At 54.3% G+C, this 17,687-nt stretch carries 14 protein-coding genes; 5 read left to right on the top strand and 9 right to left on the bottom strand.

Features of this window, described 5'->3' with window-relative positions; all coding sequences use genetic code 11:
• Positions 1-123 precede the first annotated feature (123 nt).
• From LBQ97_04190 to LBQ97_04180, 3 genes are all read left to right on the top strand, one after another.
• Positions 124-1,410: a DUF4143 domain-containing protein gene (locus LBQ97_04190; GenBank protein ID MDR1831919.1), complete on the top strand. Its 1,287-nt coding sequence runs from the start codon at positions 124-126 to the stop codon at positions 1,408-1,410.
• A gap of 85 nt (positions 1,411-1,495) precedes the next feature.
• Positions 1,496-2,194: a response regulator transcription factor gene (locus tag LBQ97_04185; protein ID MDR1831918.1), complete on the top strand. Its 699-nt coding sequence runs from the start codon at positions 1,496-1,498 to the stop codon at positions 2,192-2,194.
• A 67-nt stretch (positions 2,195-2,261) separates the two neighbouring features.
• Positions 2,262-3,560 (top strand): HAMP domain-containing histidine kinase, encoded by a 1,299-nt coding sequence (locus LBQ97_04180; GenBank protein ID MDR1831917.1) that lies wholly within the window; start codon positions 2,262-2,264, stop codon positions 3,558-3,560.
• A gap of 124 nt (positions 3,561-3,684) precedes the next feature.
• Here LBQ97_04180 and LBQ97_04175 read toward each other — a convergent pair whose 3' ends face one another.
• From LBQ97_04175 to LBQ97_04155, 5 genes are all read right to left on the bottom strand, one after another.
• The gene (locus LBQ97_04175; GenBank protein ID MDR1831916.1) at positions 3,685-4,494 is read right to left on the bottom strand and encodes a purine-nucleoside phosphorylase; all 810 of its coding nucleotides are present in this window, start codon (positions 4,492-4,494) and stop codon (positions 3,685-3,687) included.
• Between the two features lie 66 nt (positions 4,495-4,560).
• Positions 4,561-6,909, bottom strand: coding sequence for a ribonucleoside triphosphate reductase (locus LBQ97_04170; GenBank protein MDR1831915.1), 2,349 nt, complete (start codon positions 6,907-6,909; stop codon positions 4,561-4,563).
• A 123-nt stretch (positions 6,910-7,032) separates the two neighbouring features.
• A complete protein-coding gene (locus tag LBQ97_04165) occupies positions 7,033-7,725 on the bottom strand; it encodes an anaerobic ribonucleoside-triphosphate reductase activating protein (protein MDR1831914.1) in 693 nt (230 codons plus the stop codon).
• Between the two features lie 31 nt (positions 7,726-7,756).
• On the bottom strand, positions 7,757-8,422 hold the full coding sequence (locus tag LBQ97_04160) for a hypothetical protein (protein MDR1831913.1): 666 nt from the start codon (positions 8,420-8,422) through the stop codon (positions 7,757-7,759).
• Positions 8,392-9,237 (bottom strand): Cof-type HAD-IIB family hydrolase, encoded by an 846-nt coding sequence (locus LBQ97_04155; protein ID MDR1831912.1) that lies wholly within the window; start codon positions 9,235-9,237, stop codon positions 8,392-8,394. Before LBQ97_04155 ends, LBQ97_04160 begins: the two co-directional genes overlap by 31 nt.
• A gap of 99 nt (positions 9,238-9,336) precedes the next feature.
• Here LBQ97_04155 and LBQ97_04150 point away from each other — a divergent pair, with 99 nt between their 5' ends.
• Complete coding sequence (locus LBQ97_04150) at positions 9,337-10,644, top strand: thymidine phosphorylase (protein ID MDR1831911.1); 1,308 nt, start codon at positions 9,337-9,339, stop codon at positions 10,642-10,644.
• Here the strand turns inward: LBQ97_04150 and LBQ97_04145 are convergent.
• The 4 genes from LBQ97_04145 to LBQ97_04130 form a co-directional block, all read right to left on the bottom strand.
• Entirely contained in the window at positions 10,634-12,133 is a 1,500-nt protein-coding gene (locus LBQ97_04145) for an ABC transporter substrate-binding protein (protein ID MDR1831910.1), read from the bottom strand. The two genes, LBQ97_04150 and LBQ97_04145, sit on opposite strands and share 11 nt — an antisense overlap.
• Positions 12,134-12,168: 35 nt before the next feature.
• Entirely contained in the window at positions 12,169-13,665 is a 1,497-nt protein-coding gene (locus LBQ97_04140) for an ABC transporter substrate-binding protein (protein MDR1831909.1), read from the bottom strand.
• A gap of 165 nt (positions 13,666-13,830) precedes the next feature.
• The gene (locus LBQ97_04135) at positions 13,831-15,336 is read right to left on the bottom strand and encodes an ABC transporter substrate-binding protein (protein ID MDR1831908.1); all 1,506 of its coding nucleotides are present in this window, start codon (positions 15,334-15,336) and stop codon (positions 13,831-13,833) included.
• Positions 15,337-15,460: 124 nt separating this feature from the next.
• Positions 15,461-16,816 carry an amidohydrolase family protein gene (locus LBQ97_04130; protein MDR1831907.1) on the bottom strand — a complete coding sequence of 452 codons (1,356 nt, stop codon included), beginning with the start codon at positions 16,814-16,816 and terminating at the stop codon, positions 15,461-15,463.
• A gap of 393 nt (positions 16,817-17,209) precedes the next feature.
• On the opposite strand from LBQ97_04130, the gene LBQ97_04125 reads away from it, so the two are divergent.
• Positions 17,210-17,674, top strand: a complete 465-nt coding sequence (locus LBQ97_04125) for a hypothetical protein (GenBank protein ID MDR1831906.1) — start codon at positions 17,210-17,212, stop codon at positions 17,672-17,674.
• The last annotated feature ends 13 nt before the right edge of the window (positions 17,675-17,687 follow it).

The following is a 17,687-nucleotide window of genomic DNA, read 5'->3' as shown; positions in this document are numbered from 1 at the left end:
CTTTCAAATGGTGTATTTATTAACTTAGAACAGGTGCATTTATTAACTTATTTTAGGTGTATTTGTTAACTTAAATTTTATAAATTCCTTGACTTCAGCGAAAATAAAGCGTATAATAAAAACATGAAAAAACAGTATGACAGACTTTTGGAAAAATATCTGAAAGATTTGCTGGCCGATTTGCCGGCCGTAGCCATAGATGGACTGAAGGGCGTGGGAAAGACGGTCTCCGCATCCCGCATTGCAAACACCGTATATAAGCTGGATCGGGAAAGCGATTTTTTGCTGATCTCCAATGATCCCGGAAAACTCAGCAGCTCGAAAACGCCTGTTTTGATTGACGAATGGCAAAAAATCCCGAAGATTTGGGATTATGTCAGACGCGATGTCGATGACAGAAGGGACGATTGCGCCTATTTGCTCACCGGATCGATTTCGGCCAAGAACCTCGATGTTCATTCGGGCGCGGGGCGGATCGCGCGCTTGCGGATGTTTCCCCTGTCCCTGGAAGAAAGGGGACTGGCGCGGAAGACCGTTTCCCTCGAGACCCTCCTCGATCAGCGGGAAGCTTTTTCCACTCCGATTCAAGGGCAGACGACCGTCTCCTTCGGGGATTATATAGAGGAAATGGCGGTGTCTGGCCTCCCCGGCATGCGGATTGCCAACGAAAGGCGGCGTAAACTGGCCTTCGATTCCTACCTCAACAATTTGCTTACCCACGATTTCGAGCAGGAAGGCATCCGTATCCGCCAACCGGAAGCGTTGAAAAGATGGCTGTCGGCATATGCGGCTGCGGTTTCCACGTCGGCAAAATACGAAGAGATCCTTGATGCCGCGACGCCGAGGGAGGGCAACAAACCGGCCATCAAGACGACGATTGCCTACAGGGAAGCGCTGGAACGCATGTGGTTGATTGACGAACTTCCGATCTGGACCGACGGGGCGGATTTTTGCTCGCGGATGAAAAAAGCGCCGAAGCATTACCTTGCCGATCCCGCTTTCGCGATTCATCTGCTGGGGCTCAGGGTGGACATGCTGAACGGCTCGGATCGGAAACATGCGCCCGACAGCCGCTTTGACGAAAAATACGGGAATATCATCGGTCGCTTGTTCGAAGCGTTCATTTTTCAGAGTTTGCGCGTATATGCCGGCATATGCGACGCGAATTTGTATCATTTCCAGACGCTGAAAGGCGACAGGGAGATTGATTTTATCCTTTCGCGGGGACGGGATACCGTCGCGATTGAAGTTAAAACCGCCCCTTTTATTTCTGATCACGATGTCCGCCATCTGCTTTGGCTGAAAAGCAGAGCGAATCTGTCAGACGCGGTGATCATCACAACCGGCCCTCTTGCCTATCGCCGGCCGGACGGAATCGCTGTCGTACCGGCTTCTCTGCTGGGGGCGTGAGTACGGCGCTTGTCCCGACGGGATCGCAACCTCGTAAAACGCCGATTTCCCCAAAAACATCGTATTGCCACATTATCCTGCTAAAATGAAAGAACAAGTCAAAAATCAGGTGATCGCCATGAAAAAAAGAATACTGATCGTAGAGGATGAAAAAGATCTGGAAAAAGTCGTCGAAGACACGTTGATCCAGGAAGGCTTTGAAGTTTTCAAGGCCTTTGACGGCGAACGGGGACTGGACGCCTTCTACCTGTACAACCCCGACCTGATCCTGCTCGACATCAATCTCCCGCGCAAAAACGGCTGGGAGATCTGCAAGGAGATCCGCGGCGAATCCAACGTTCCCATCATCATGATGACGGCCAGGGATTCGGAGATCGACGAGTTGAAGGGCCTTTCCATCGGCGCAGACGATTACATCACCAAGCCCTTCAGCCTCAAGATCCTCGCGGTGAAGGTCAAAAAGGCCCTGAAGATCGACGGCAACAGCGCCTACAAATTCAAAGGGCTCAATTTTGATTTCAAGAGCGGAGAACTGGTCGTGGACGGCGAATCCATGGAGCTCACGCGCCGGGAAATCCAGTTTCTGGAGTACATGATCAAGAACAAGGGCATGATTTTCCCCCGGGAGCAGCTGCTCAACGAGATCTGGGGATTTGACTTCGACGGCAACGACAGAGTCGTCGATACGCTTGTCAAGCGAGTCCGGAAAAAAATGGGCAATTACAATGAGATGCTGCGTACCATAAGGGGAATGGGATATCTGTTCGATGAAACCAAGAATTAATCTTTTTCGGAAAATCTTTATATTTTCCATCTTTATTGTCGTTTTCACGATTTCCATAAGTTACATCATGAACGTGTTTTTCCTCGATAAATTTCTGATTTACCAGAAGAAAAACGCGATTTTGTCGATCAAGGAAATCGCCAAGGAAAAACTCTATGACCCTGTCGAATTTGCCAACTATGTGGAAAACGTCCGGGACAACGAGGGGATCGACATCGTCGTCGTCGACGAAGTCCGGCTGAACCTTGCCCGCAGCCTCCAAAACATGCCGTCTCCCATCAATCAGGGGACGCTGAACCGTTTTTCCAATCGAAGCCGCCCCCGGATGCCCCAACCCAACTGGGAAACCGGCAAATTCCACATGACCCGGCTCCCCAATACCAATATTACGCTGCTCTTTTACAACGAGAGCATCCCCGACGTGGGCATCATGTCCCTGCGGACCTCCCTCTCGGTCATCAAGGTCCACAAGGCCGAGATCAATTTTTTCAACATCATCATCACCGGCATCGGGATCCTGTTCAGCATGATCATCGGCCGGATCCTCTGTAAAAAAATAACCGGAAACATCGAAAAACTGAATTCCATCGCGCGAAAAATCTCCGTTTTGGATTTCTCGGAAAAATCCGATATCCACTCGGAAGACGAGATCGGAGAATTGTCCCGCAGCATCGACACCATGTCGGAAAACCTCGAAAATTCCATTGAAAACCTGCGCACATTCGCCTCGGACGCGTCCCATGAGCTGAAGACCCCGATTACGGTCATCAGCACCCACGCCCAGGGCCTCATCGGGGGGCTCGCCAAGACAGAAGCGGAGCGCATGAAATACTACAAGGCCATCGCCAAAAAAAGCAAGGAAATGAACGAGATCATCACGAATCTGCTGACGATTTCCCGCCTGTCGTCGCCGGGTATCCGCCTGGACAGAAGCGAGGCGGATTTTATGAGCTTTTTCCGGGAAAGCGCCGAAAAATACGAGAACATCGAATTGGAAAAAGATCTGCGCTGGGAAGTGGATCTGCCCGGCGACAACACGGTTTTCTGTGACGGACGTCTCTTCGGCATCGCCATTGACAATATCGTCCAAAACGCGCTCCGCTATTCCGTGGACGAAGGGACGATCCGCGTGTACCGCCAGGGGGCCGAATACGTCTTTGAAAATGAGACCGACGGGCTTCTCCCCGAAAAGCTCGAGCAGCTGTGGGAACCCTTCGCGCGGGGGGCCAACGCCGAAGAAAAATCCCGCGAGGGGAACGGCCTGGGCCTTTCCATCGTACGCAGGATTTTTGAGCTGAACGGCTTCTCCTGTCGGATCGCCGTCGAGGGAAAAAAATTTATTCTGGCCTTCAATACGGAAAAATAAGGCAAAGATTTTCTCTTGACATATTCACGACAAATAACGGAGGTATGATACATTCAAAGGAACTCATAAAGTACCTTGACCCTCCTATAAAATATGATATATAAAAAATCTGACCTTGCAGGGGTCAGATTTTTTTTATGATTTCTTTTACCCAGCGGCAGAAATCGCTTTCGACCTTTCGGGCTTCGGCGAGGACCGCGGCGTGGTCGTGGGGCGCTTGAGCAAGTCCCGTGGCCATGTTCGTAATGCAGGAAATCCCCAAAAGCTGAAGGCCCAGCCAGTTTCCGACGATAATCTCCGGTACCGTCGACATCCCCACGGCGTCGGCGCCCAGCGTCCTCATCATCCGGATCTCCGCGGCGCTCTCAAAGGAAGGACCCGTGGTCCCGAGATAAACGCCCTCCCGGTAAGGGATCCCGAGGCGTTCCGCCTCCTCCCGGGCCAGCTTCAGGAGTTTCGGGGAAAAGGGCCGGGACATATCCGGAAATTGCGGGCCGAGTTCGCTTCCGCCCGCTCCGATCAAGGGGTTGGTCCCGAAAAAATTGATGAAATCCCGGATGATCATCAGCGTCCCCTTGGAAAAGGACTCGTTGACGCCGCCCGCGGCGTTGCTTACAATGAGGTATTTTATCCCGAGGAGCTTCATGACCGGAAGCGGATACGTCACCTCGGCCATGCTGTAGCCCTGGTAATAGTGGAAGCGGCCGTTCATAACCAGAACGGGCGCGCCGTCCATGATCCCCGCGAGGAGTTTTCCCTCATGGCCCGCGATCATTTTCCGGGGAAAATGGGGAATCTCCGCGTAGGGGAGCGCTTTTTCCCCTTCGAGGGCCGAAGCGAGTGCCCCGAGGCCTGAGCCCAGGATGACCGCAATCTCCGCCCGGTCGCCGAGCCGTTCTTTCACATACGCCGCCGATTCGCGATATTTTTCCATCATGGCGCCTCCTTTTTTTGAAAAAAACGGGCGAACCGGAATCCGCCCGTCTTGTTTCAAGCTGTATCAGATATGCAGGAAACTTCTGATATTGGATACGTTTACGTGTTTTTCGACCTTTTCCCCGTCGATGACAACGAGGGTCGGGGCCTGCCGGATGCCGTACTTCACGGCGAGTTCGGGTCTTTCCTCCGCGTCAACCACCGTGTAGTCGATGTGGGCGTTGTTCAGGATGTCCTTGCTGACGTTGCAGTTGGGGCAGGTCTTTGTCGTAAAGAGCAGCGTCTCATGCTGGCTTTTGGGCTGTTCCGCCGCGTTTGCGCTCTGCCGGCCTTTTTTCAGGGTGGAATGGGGAATGTCGTAGAGCTTTCTTTCTTTGTATTCCTGGACTTTTCCCTCGTTCCAGTTCTGAACGGGCCGATAATATCCGGTGATCCGGCTGTAGACTTCCGTTTTCCGGCCGCAGACCGGGCAGCTGAAGGCCTCTCCGGAGAGATAGCCGTGTTCCCGGCACACCGAATAGGTCGGCGACAGCGTGTAATAGGGCAGTCTGTAATTTTCGGCGATCTTTCTGACGAGATTGGCCGAGGCTTTCCAGTCGGGGAGTTTCTCGCCGAGGAAGGCGTGAAATACGGTGCCGGAGGTGTAGAGGGTCTGCAGTTCGTCTTGAATATCCAGGGCGTCAAAGATGTCGCTCGTAAAGCTGACCGGCAGGTGGGAACTGTTGGTATAGTAGGGCGTCTCGCCCATGGAGGCCGTGACGATGCCCGGGTATTTTTCAACGTCGTGCTTGGCCAGCCGGTAAGTAGTCGATTCGGCGGGCGTCGCCTCGAGATTGTAGAGGTCTCCGTATTTTTCCTGATAATCGGCCAGCCGTTCCCGCATGTGGTTCAGCACATCCTTGGCAAAGGCCTGAGTTTCGGGATGGGTCAGGTCCTTCCCCAGCCATTTGGCGTTCAAGCCCACTTCGTTCATGCCGATTAGGCCGATCGTGGAGAAATGATTGTCAAAGGTCCCCAGATAGCGCTTGGTGTAAGGATACAAGCCCTCATCCATCAATTTTTTCACGATATCCCGCTTGATCTTGAGGGAACGGGCCGAGAGATCCATGAGCTTGTCGAGCTTTTCGTAAAACTCGGCGGGCGTCCTGGAAAGGAAGGCGATCCGCGGCATATTGATCGTCACGACGCCGATGGAACCCGTGCTTTCTCCGCTTCCGAAGAAACCGCCGGATTTTTTCCGGAGTTCCCGAAGGTCGAGGCGCAGCCGGCAACACATGCTCCGGACGTCGCTTGCCTCCATATCGCTGTTGATGTAGTTGGAAAAATAGGGCGTGCCGTATTTGGAGGTCATCTCAAAGAGCAGCTTGTTGTTTTCGGTCTCGGACCAGTCAAAATCCTTCGTAATGGAGTAAGTGGGAATCGGATACTGGAAACCGCGGCCGTTGGCGTCGCCCTCGATCATGATCTCGATAAAGGCCTTGTTGATCATATCCATTTCCTTCTTGCAATCCTTGTACTTGAAGTCCATTTCTTTGCCGCCCACGATGGCGGGCAGCTCGGCCAGATCTTTGGGCACGGTCCAGTCCAGCGTGATGTTGGAGAAAGGCGCCTGGGTGCCCCAGCGGCTCGGCGTATTGACGCCGAAAATAAAGGACTCCAGCGCTTTCTTGACTTCCCGGTACGAGAGGTCGTCCGCTTTCACAAAGGGAGCGAGATAAGTGTCAAAGGAAGAGAACGCCTGCGCGCCGGCCCATTCGTTCTGCATGATGCCGAGGAAATTGACCATCTGATTGCAGAGGGTCGCCAGATGACTGGCCGGGGAAGAAGTGATCTTGCCGTCCACGCCGCCCAGGCCTTCCTGGATCAGCTGTTTCAGGGACCAGCCCGCGCAGTAGCCCGTCAGCATCGAAAGGTCGTGAATATGGATATCCGCGTTGCGGTGGGCGTTGCTGATTTCCTCGTCGTAGATTTCCGACAGCCAGTAGTTGGCTGTTATCGCCCCGGAATTGGAGAGAATGAGTCCGCCGACCGAATAGGTCACCGTGGAATTTTCTTTTACGCGCCAGTCCGCTATTTTTACGTAGTTGTCCACGGTCTCTTTGTAGTCGAGGATCGTGGATTTCATGTTCCGGATCTTTTCGCGCTGCTTGCGGTAGAGGATATACGCCTTCGCCACGTCGTCATATCCGCTCTGGATCAGGACCGATTCCACGCTGTCCTGAATCTCTTCCACCGTAATGGTCTCATTTTTGATCTTGGCCGCGTAGTCGGCCGTGACTCTCAGCGCCAGCAACTCAAGAATATCGTTGTTGTAATTCTTGTCCTGGGACTTGAAAGCCTTCTCAATCGCCTTCGTGATCTTCTGCAGGTTGAATTCGACCACTTTTCCGTCTCGCTTGATTACTTGGTACATGTTGATTCTCCTTAATAAAATATGTTTTTGTGCTTGTCCTTATTCTACCACCAAGCGAGCCTAAAGTCAAGAAAAAATAACAAGATATTGTGTTTTTTTATTCACAAACCACAAGATGTTGTGTCAAATGCCGCGGAGTTCCACGCTTTGAAAAAAGGTCGCCGCCAAATCCCGAAAATGGGCCAGCTCCCGGGGCGTATAGCCGTGAAGTCCCTGAGCGATGGTATTTTCCGAAGCCACAAAATTCTGGAGATAGTAACGGGGCGCGCCCCGCAGCCAGCGGCCGATGGCCTTGAAATCCTCCTCTTCATGGAATTCCCTGACGACCGTCGTCCGGAACTCGAAGGGCACGGTCCCCTTCATGAGCAGGGCCGCCGATTCCAGTACGGGCCCGGGATCAAAGGTCCGAAGCCCGACGGTTTTGCCGTATTTTTCGGGGGTATTCTTGATATCCATGGCCACATAGTCCACGAGCCCCTGTTTGAGCAGGGCCGCCAGCAGATCCGGAAAACTGCCGTTTGTATCGAGCTTGACCGGATAACCCAGGGCTTTGACCGATTTCAAAAATTCTCCCAGATCTTTTTGCAGCAGAGGTTCCCCGCCCGAGACGCAGACGCCGTCCAGAAGTCCCGCCCGTTTTTTAAGAAAGGCCTGGATTTCGGCTTCGGGAAGGGCTTCGGCGGGATCCGGATCAAGGACCAGAGCGCTGTTGTGGCAGAAGGGGCAGCGGAAATTGCAACCCCCGGTAAAGACAGTACAGGCGGTCTTTCCCGGGTAATCGACCAGAGAAAGCCGTTGCAGACCGAAAATTCGCATAGTTTTACCTCATTTGGAAAGAGACGCCGGACTACCTGAAGCGCGTCAGGGACAGAAGATCTTCCCGGATTCTGCTGTGGTTGAGGGCCCGGATGTCCAGTTTCCGGAGTTTGAAGAAATACTGAATGATAAAGCCGATGGAAAGCGCGTAGATCAACGTTCCGAGCCCGGCCTTGCCGCCTAACAGGATGCCGATCACGAGGACGACGACCTCGATGCCGTTTTTGATGAGGGCGACGGAGAGTCCGGTCTTTTTATGGAGAACCTGCATAAGGCCGTCCCGGGGACCGGCCCCCTTGCCCTGGGCCATATAGAGATAGGTGCCGTAGCCGAAGAGCAGCATTCCCCCGAAAAGGAGCGCCGCCTGGCCGTGAATTTTCCCGGTCGGAGAGGGAATGAGGCCGGAATTGTTGATGAGATCGGTAAAAAGACCGATCAGGCACATGTTGAGGACGGTCCCCAGGCCGATGACCTGACCGAGAACAATGTTGAGCAGGATCACGACGGCGCCCGCAATGATGCTGACTTTGCCGTAGGGAATGCCGATCACCCTGGAAAGGCCGATATGGAAGATGTCCCAGGGCGCGCCGCCCAGATTGGAGTTGACTTCCATGACGATGCCCAGACCGCAGAAAAACAATCCCGCCAGCAATTTTCCGTATTGTATCAGATTTTCTTTTTCGTAAAACGATCGCATGTCCGCTCCTCATTCATGATGTATTTTTCGATAACCTTTGCCAGACCGGATTCGGTGTTTGCGGCGGTCACATAATCCGCCCGGGCCCTGACCTCCGCGTTGGCGTTGGCGACGGCGACGCCGAAGCCAGCCTTTTCGATCATATCGAGATCGTTCCAGGAGTCCCCGCAGGCGATGATTTCCTCCGCCCGGATACCGAGGCGTTCCGCCAGTTTCGTCATGGCTACCCCTTTACTGACGCCGGGGGCCACGAATTCCAGAAAGTAGGGACGGGAACGGGTGATCGTGAAGCGCTTGCCGAAACGGGCTTTCAGCTCCTTTTCGACGCCCGCGAGATAGTCGGGCTCCGCCAGAAGCATGCACTTGGGCGCGCCGCAATCCATGAAGGCTTTGAAATCCACGGGGACAAAGCCCGGCATTTTCGTAAGGGCCAGGTCCTCAAGGACATATTTTCCCTGATGGGGCGAGACCAGCATATCGTCTTTGTAGGTCAGGATATCGGTCCCGTAGCCGAGGGCGCAGTCGTAGAGCAGGTGCAGGTCTTCCCGGGAGAGCTCCGTCCGGGAGACGATTTCCCGCGTAGCGGCGGAAAGGATGTGGGCGCCGTTGTAGGAAAGGAGCCAGCCGCCGTATTCCCCCAGGCGCAGCCGCCCGGCCGTGGGCCACATGCCGTAGGTGGGCCGGCCCGAGGCCAGCACAAAACAGACTCCCCGGGCCTGGGCCGCAAGGATCGCTTCCCGGTCGCGGGGATTCAATTCGGAGCGCTCGTTGAGGAGCGTGTCGTCCATGTCCGTGACGAGCATTCGGTATGCCATGAAATTTCCCCCTGAGATTGCTTTTTCACGGTGAAACGTGATAGAATAAATTATAGCACATCGAAAGGCAAGTGTACAGAACAAAAGGGGGGATTTTTTATGCGGGCAAGCGAGATTATCGAAAAAAAGCGGGACGGAAGCGTGCTGAGCGGAGAGGAGATTCGCTTTTTCCTCACTGAATACCTGTCGGGCGCCATTCCCGATTACCAGATGTCGGCCTTTCTGATGGCCGTCTACTTTCGGGGCATGAGTGAAGGGGAATTGCTGACTTTTACGGAAGTCATGCGGGACAGCGGGGAAACCGTCGATATTCCCGGACACAGCGGATTTTTGCTGGACAAGCATTCGACCGGGGGCGTCGGAGACAAAACCACCATCGCGTTAACCGGCATTTACGGCTGCTTTGGCATCGGCGAGATCAAGCTTTCGGGCCGGGGGCTCGGACATACGGGCGGGACCGTCGACAAATTTGAGGCCATCCCGGGCTTTCATTTCCCCGAAGACAAAAAAGAGCTCATCGCCATGGTCGAAGCTCTGGGCGGCGGGATCATGGGCTCCACCGACAAAATCGTCCCTTTGGACAAAAAAATCTACGCGCTCAGGGACGTGACGGGGACCGTCAACAGCATTCCCCTGATCGCGAGCTCCATTATGAGCAAAAAACTGGCCCTCGGCAGCGACGGAATCCTGCTTGACGTCAAGGTGGGCTCGGGCGCCTTTATGAAGGATCTGCCTTCGGCCCGGGAGCTTTCCCGGGTCATGGCGACCATCGGCGCGAAGCTCGGCCGGAAGACTGTGAGCGTCCTCTCCGACATGGAGCAGCCCCTGGGCCTTGCGGTCGGAAACGCCAACGAAGTCATGGAGGCCATGGATACCCTCAAGGGAAAAGGACCGGCGGATTTTACGGAACTGGTCGCGACGCTGGTCGCGGCGGGACTGATGATGGCGGGAAAAACCAAGGGAATGGAAGAAGGCAAGCGGCTTTGCGACGATATGATCCGAAGCGGCAAGCCCCTTGCGCGCTTCAGGGAATTTCTCGCCTACGCGGGAGCCGATCCGGCCGTTGTCGACGACTACGCGCTTTTGCCCGGACCTTCCCGGGAGACGGCCTGCCTCTCCCCGACGGACGGCTGGGTCGCCCGACTGGACGCCGGGAGTGTGGGTCGGGCGGCCATGCTCCTGGGGGCGGGACGAACAAAAAAAGAGGATGACATTGATCCCGGGGTCGGCATATTGCTCCGGAAAAAAATCGGGGATCCCGTCCGCAAGGGGGAGCCCCTCGCCATTTTGCAATACAACGGCGGGGAAAACCTCGAAGCCGCCCGCGATCTTCTCGGGCGGGCCTTCGGATTTTCCGGGGACGTCGTCCCCCGGCGGAACGTGATCCTTGAGATTCTTACTTCCTGATTTTCGTCACGTCTTTAAATAAGAACGTAAAGGTCGGATAGGGATAAAATCCTTCGATATAATCCTGGGCGCCTACGGAAACCGGTGGATAGACAAGAGGAACCACGGGGATTTCTTCTTTGGCGATTTCCGCGACTTTCTGATAAGCCTTTGTCCTTTCGGGGATATCGGTGGAGGAGCGACCTAGGTCGAGGTTCTCGTCGACGGTTTTGTTCGCGTAGAAGGACCGGTTACCGCCGCTTCCCTTGCTGCCCGAGTGCAGCAGCGAGTAAAGGGAGCCGTCGGGGTCCGTGGAACCCAGGGTACCCAGCAGATAGAGATCGTGCTCTCCTTTGTTCAGCCGCTCGAGATAAGCGCCGAACTCAAGGATCTCGATATCGATGAGGATGCCGGCTTCTTTGAGTTGCGCCTGCATAATGACGGCGGCGTCTTTCCGCGCCGAATTTTCGTTTGTCCAGAATTTCAGCTTCAGCCCGTCTTTGTAGCCCGCTTCGGCCAGGAGCTTTTTCGCCTTTTCGAGATTCTGTTTCGGTTCGGGGTTTTCCACATAGCCCAGCACATCGGGCGGAATCACGGAATACGCGGGGATGGCCAGACGCCCGAAGGCGATGTTGACGTCGCTCAAATTCAGCGCCGCCGCGATGGCCTGACGGACGCGGATATCTGCCGTCGCGCCCTTTTCACAGTTGAGTCCCATGTAATTCAGCGCCGCGGAAGGCCGACGGTACATCTTCAGATGGTCGTTTTTCTCGACGGCGTCGGCGTCCACGGGGGATACGGTCAGGACAATGTCCACTTCCCCGGTCTCCAGCGCAATGGTCCGGTTCGTGCTCTCGGGAATGACCCGGAACAAGAGGCCGTCCACTTTGGAGGGGCCGTTGAAATAGGCCTTGTTTGTCTTGAGGCTGATCCGGTCGCCGGCTTTCCAGGATTCAAAAATAAAGGGTCCCGTGCCCACGGGCTTGAAGAAAGCCTCGGGACCGGCTGATTCCACATATTTTTTGTTGACAATCGAGCCCAGGGCGTTGGCGAGACTGTTGAGCAGGGGCCCGTAGGGCTTTTTCGTAACGATGTTGACCGTATAGGGATCGACGATTTCGACTTTTTCCACGTTGCCGAAGTACGTCAGGGCCGCGGGGGCCGAGGCCGCCCGCTCGAGGGAAAATTTCACGTCTTCGGCCGTCAACTCGTCTCCGTTATGGAACTTGACGCCTTTCTTGAGGACGACCTGCAGCGTCAGCTCATCCAGCTGCCGGTAGCTTTCGGCCAGGCTCGGCGTAATCTTCATTTCGGTATTGTAGTCAAAGAGCCTGTCGTAGAGATTGAGGTTCACATTGCTGGAATAGGCGTCGGAAGATCCCGAGGGATCCAGCGTCTTCGCGTCCGATTGCTGGACGACGATCAGCGCGTCGGTATTTCTCGCCGAGAGAACAAAAGAGGTCAATGCGAGCAGTAAAGCCAGTAAAATCAGTTGTGATACTCTTTTCATGTTACCTCCGTTTTGGAATTTTCATTTTGAATCTGTTATTTTGCCTTTTTGATGTTCCGGAAGAAGTATACGCTGCGCGGATTCATGTCAAAACCTGTCAGGGACGCCTGGGCGCCGACCATATTGATGGGATTGACCAGCGGGCATACGGCCTGTTCCTCGATCAGGATTTCCTGGGCTTCCTCATAGAGCGGAATTCGCGCCGCCGCGTCGGTTGTGGCCCGTCCTTTGTCCAAAAGCTCGTCCACACGGTCGTTTTTGTAGAAGGAATTGTTGCCGCCCTCGCCGAAATTCTTGGAATTGAACAGCGCGTACATGCCGCCGTCGGGATCGGGAGATCCGGACCAGCCGAGCAGGAAGAGCTCGTGTTCGGCGTTGCTGAGTCTCGTCAGATAAGCGCCCCACTCGAGGATTTCGATCGTGACGTCGATGCCGATTTCCGCCAGCTGCGCCTGAATGATGACGGCGGAGTCCTTCCGCGACTGGTTTTCGTTGAGCCAGAGCTTGAGTTTCAGGCCCTTTTCAAAGCCCGCTTCCTTCAAGAGCGCTTTGGCCGCCTCCACGTCCCGCTTGGGTCTCGGGAGGTCCTTCTTGTAAGCGAGGGTCGCCTCCGCGATGACGGAATAGGCGGGCACAGCCGCTTTCTGGAACGCCGTATCCACGATATCGGGGAGGTTGATGCCGAGGGCGATGGCCTTTCTGACCCGGGCGTCGTCGAGAGGCGCTTTCTTGCAGTTGTAGCCGAGATAGGTAAACGAGAGCGAGGGCATCTCATGGAGCTTCAGATAGTCCCTGCTCCGGACCGTAGCGGCATCCACGGGGTCGATCACGAGGGCCATGTCGATTTCCTTTGTCTCAAGGGCGATGGTCCGGTTCGTGCTTTCGGGGATGACGCGGAAAATAACGCCTGTTGTGCCGGGCGCGCCGCGGAAATAGTCCTTGTTGGCGTCGAGAATGATCCGGTCCCCCGACTGCCAGGATTTGAATTTGAAGGGTCCCGTGCCCACAGGTTGCTGGAAGGCCTTGTCGCCGTTGGCTTCCACGTATTTTTTGTTCAAAATGGAGCCGCTTGTCTGGGCCAGCGTATTCATGATGGGACCGTAGGGGATTTTGGTAACGATGTTAACCGTATATTTGTCCACAATGTCCACATGGTCCACGTCGCCGTAATACGTCTTGGCCGCCGGCACCTTGGAGCTCCGTTCAATGGTGAATTTGACGTCTTCGGACGTCAGCTCGTCGCCGTTGTGGAATTTTACGCCCTCTTTGATTTTCACCTGCAGCGTCAGGGGATCCAGCTGCTTGAAGCTTTCCGCGAGGGAATTTTCCGGCGTCATGGTCGGGGACCAGTCCACAAGCCTGTCGTAGATGTTGACGTTGACGTTGTGGGAATACACGTCATTTGAAAATGAGGGATCCAGTGACCTGGCGTCCGCCTGCTGGGCGATCACGAGCTCCCCCGCGGCCTGCAGAACCCCGCAGAATACGAGGAGCAGCAATGCCATAAGTTTTACCTTGAGTTGTCTTTTCATCTCATGCCTCCTGATGAATATGCGATATAAGTGATTGTAGCGTTATTGTGGAGTTTTTGCAAGTTTTTTCTGGAAATTTTCCACGCAAAAAGGGGCAAAGCGCGCTTCGCCCCTTTTTACCTGCTTTCTTACACTATCGAAATCCTGTGTCCACGGTTTTCGGCTTTATTTCTTGTTCTTTTTTACGTTTTTCATCATGTACATGCTGCGCGGGTTCATTTCAAAGCCTTCCACATAGTCCTGTACGGCCACGATGCTGTAGGGGTTGACCATGGGGAGAACGGCCGCTTCGCGGCAAACGATTTCCTGGGCTTCTTCATACATGGGGATCCGGACGGCGGGGTCGGTGACTTCCTGACCCTTATCCAGAAGTTCGTCCACTCTGGGATTTCCATAGAAGGAACGGTTGCCCGCGTGTCCCTTGTTCTTGCTGTTGAAGAGGGCGTTCATGGCTTCGTTGGGATCCGGGGACGTCGACCAGCCGAGGATAAAGAGATCGTGCTCGCCTCTGCCCAGTTTGTCGAGGTAGGCGCCCCATTCGAGCTTTTCGATGGAGACGTCAATGCCCACTTCGGCCAGCTGCGCCTGCATAATGACGGCGGAATCTTCCCGGGACTTGTTTTCGTTGATCCACAGCTTCAATTTCAGTCTGTCCTTGATGCCGGCTTCTTTCAAGAGGGCCTTGGATTTTTCCACATCCCGTACGGGGGACTGGAGATTCTTGTTGTAGCCCATAACGCCCTGAGGTACGGCGGAATTGGCGGGAACGGCGGCCTTGAGGAAGGCGGTGTCCACTATGTCGGGCAGGTTGATCGCGTAAACGATGGCCTGGCGCACGCGAACGTCGTCCAGAGGCGCTTTCTCGCAGTTAAAGCCGAGATAGGTCATCGAAAGGGCAGGCAGCTCATAGACTTTGATGTACTTTTTCGCTTTTACGTTGGGAGCGTCAACAGGATCCACCACGAGAACAACGTCTACTTCTTTTGTCTCCAACGCAATCGCTCTGTTTACACTTTCGGGGATAACCCGGTACGTGATCTTGTCAACGCCGGGCGCGCCATTGAAATAGTCCTTATTGGCCGCGAGGACGATCCTGTCGCCCGACTGCCAGGACTCATACTTGAAGGGGCCCGTGCCGACGGGTTCAAGGAAGGCCTTCTTTTCGTCGGCCGTAACGTATTTTTTGTTGACGATGGAACCGCCCGCGTGGGCCAAGGCGTTGATCAGGGGCCCGTAGGGTTTTTCCGTCGTGATTTTGACCGTATAGGGATCGACGATCTCTACGCCCGTGATCGGGGAGAAATACGTGATGACCTGGGGTTGTTTGGAAGCCCGTTCGAGGGTAAATTTCACGTCTTCGGCCGTCAGCTCGTCGCCGTTATGGAATTTTACGCCCTTTTTGATCTTGACTTCAAGGGTCAGCGGGTCGATCTGCTTGTAACTTTCCGCCAGACTCGGCTCCACTTTCATTTCCGGCGACCAGTCGAACAGTCTGTCATAGATGTTCAGATTCAGGTTGTGGGAATACACGTCGTTGGAACCGGTGGGGTCCAGGGATTTGGCGTCGGTTTGCTGTACGACGATCAGTTCGTTGGGCGCGGCCGCCACGACCGAAGTCAGGACAAGCAGACCGAGCAGGGTCAGACATAGTAGTTTCCAAAATCTTTTCATAAGTTCCTCCCTAAAATTAAAATCGGTTGTACGATACTATTTTATTATATTCCCGATAAATTTGCAAGTGAAAACAAGGATTTTTGATTTTCCTGTGTCGGAACCGGCCGGAGCCGATCCGGATTTAATTTTTTGCTTTTCTGACGCTCCTTCCGGCGCGGTCGTTTCGGATGACGCCGTCCCGGTACGCGATCTCCCCGCCCACAATGACGCAGTCAATCCCCTCGGGGGGCAGGGCGCTTTCGGCAAATGCGGCCCGGTCCGCCAGTTTTTCATAATCGAAAATGACGAGGTCGGCGTCGGCGCCGACGGAGAGGCGGCCTTTGTGAGTCCCCAGAATATCGGCGGGCATGGCGGTAATTTTCCGAATTCCCTCGTACAAGGACATTGTCTTTTGGTCGCGGACATAGCAGCTGAGGAAACGAGGAAAGGTCCCGGCGGCTCTCGGATGGCCGTCGCCGGTCTCGCCGAGGATCCCGTCGCTGGCGACGACCGTGTTGGGATTCGCGAGGGCGAAGGCGATTTCCTCTTCCTGCATCACATGGGCGATCAGCAGGGTCCCGGGGCTTTTCGCCCGAATTTCCCGGAAAAGGGCCTCTGTGCAGCGTTCTCCCTTATGGGGGCCTTCGGCGACCTCGAGGTCCCCATAGCCCGCGCCGTAACGCTCAAGAAAGCCTTCGTCATAGGTGGCTGCGCCGATGGCCGTGCAGAAAGCGCCGTAGGGATAGCAGTCAAAGGAAACGGACAGTCCCCGGGCGGCGCGGGTTTCGTCGACCATGGCGTAGACTTGCCGCATTTGTCCGAATCCGGCCATGCTTCCGATATGGGAAATCTGGAAATGCGTGTCCGTTCCGTCGGCGAGGCTCAAGAATTCCTCGATGGAAGGAAAAATCGCGGCCGCGTCGTCCCGCACATGGGCGCAGAGGCAAGCGCCCCGGCCGAGTCGCGCGATTTCCGAAAGCTCCGCGAAGTCCGCGCCTGGAACATAGCGGATCCCGAAACTTACGCCAAGGAGACCCGCTTCTTTCATGAGCCGCTTGCCGTGCGTGGACATTTCCCTGATCGTAGCGGCAGAAACCGGCCCGTAGCGGTCTGTGACGCCCGCGGCGCGGCGCAGGTATTCATGGGGGAGCAGCATGCCGAAATGGATGGGGTTCCCGCGGTCCACGAGGTCGAGATACCGGGCGGGATCGTCGGTACAGATGCCGCAGTTTCCGCCGATGGCGGTGGTCACGCCCATTTTCAGCATTTTATGGAAGATGTTGAGACGGATTTCTCCCGCCGACACATAGTCCTCGTGCATGTGAAGGTCCACAAAACCCGGGCAGACGTATTTTCCCGAGGCGTCGAGGACACGGTCGGCAGCCATGGGCGTCGCTGAGACCGACGTGATTACGCCGTCTTCGAAGCCGATGTTCAGCTTGGAAAATATGCGGTTGGCGGGATCTATCAGGGTTCCGTTGTTGATGGCTGTGGTCATGGGTCCTCCGTGGGTTTTTGGGTTGGTCGTTTTCGTTGTTTTATTGGAGAAATCGTTGTTCTTTTTTTGGCGCTTGTTGCCATTATAAAGAATTTTGACCTACAATGCAAGCTTTATTTTCATCCGCCATATCAGAGCATTTTTGTGGATTCTTCTGGACAGCATATTCAAAATGTGATATGATAAACTATCACGGGTTCTACTTCACGAGCGCGACTTCCCCAAGTTTGAGCGGAACCCTTTGCGGCGCGGCCCCGAAGGGGCCGCGCTGCATCTCTTAAGAGTGGGCCGGTCAGGGGCGGAGCCCCTGACTGGCCCGGGACCAAGGTTTAAACCCTGGTTATCCCCTGTCAAAGTTGACAGAAGCAAATTAAATCAATTTAGGAGGCTGTTATGAAAAAAATGATTTTTACCGCTTTATTTCTAAGCTTTTTACTGTTTGGATCAAGCACAAAATGGGAAGATTTACCTCCAGACAATATGGATTACCACAACGAAACGAGAGATGGTATAAGTTATACCGCTTTTACTTATCTTAAAGCAAAAAAACCTTACCAGAGTTTATTTTATGAAAATATTGGCAAAAAGACCGACACAAAAACCGTCAAAATGGCGGAAATTTATTATGAAAGCGGGCAATTGCGCATATTCATAGACTATAGAAACCCCGAGAAAATTACTTATCGGGAATACTATGAAAACGGACAATTGGGTGCAGAAATAGTAAATGACCAGGATATGAAAAAGAAATTATCCGCGAAATATTACAATCAAAAAGGCAAACCCATCAAAGAAGCTGAATTCAACAAATTGACCGGTAAACCCGGCAACGCTAAACCCAATAGCGCGAAAAAGTAGCTTTTCACCCCGC

The organism is Fusobacteriaceae bacterium (assembly GCA_031272775.1).
In the GTDB taxonomy this organism is placed as follows: domain Bacteria; phylum Fusobacteriota; class Fusobacteriia; order Fusobacteriales; family Fusobacteriaceae; genus JAISST01.
The sequence above is the reverse complement of the archived record's forward strand: the minus strand, read 5'-3'. Positions and strand labels throughout refer to the sequence as shown.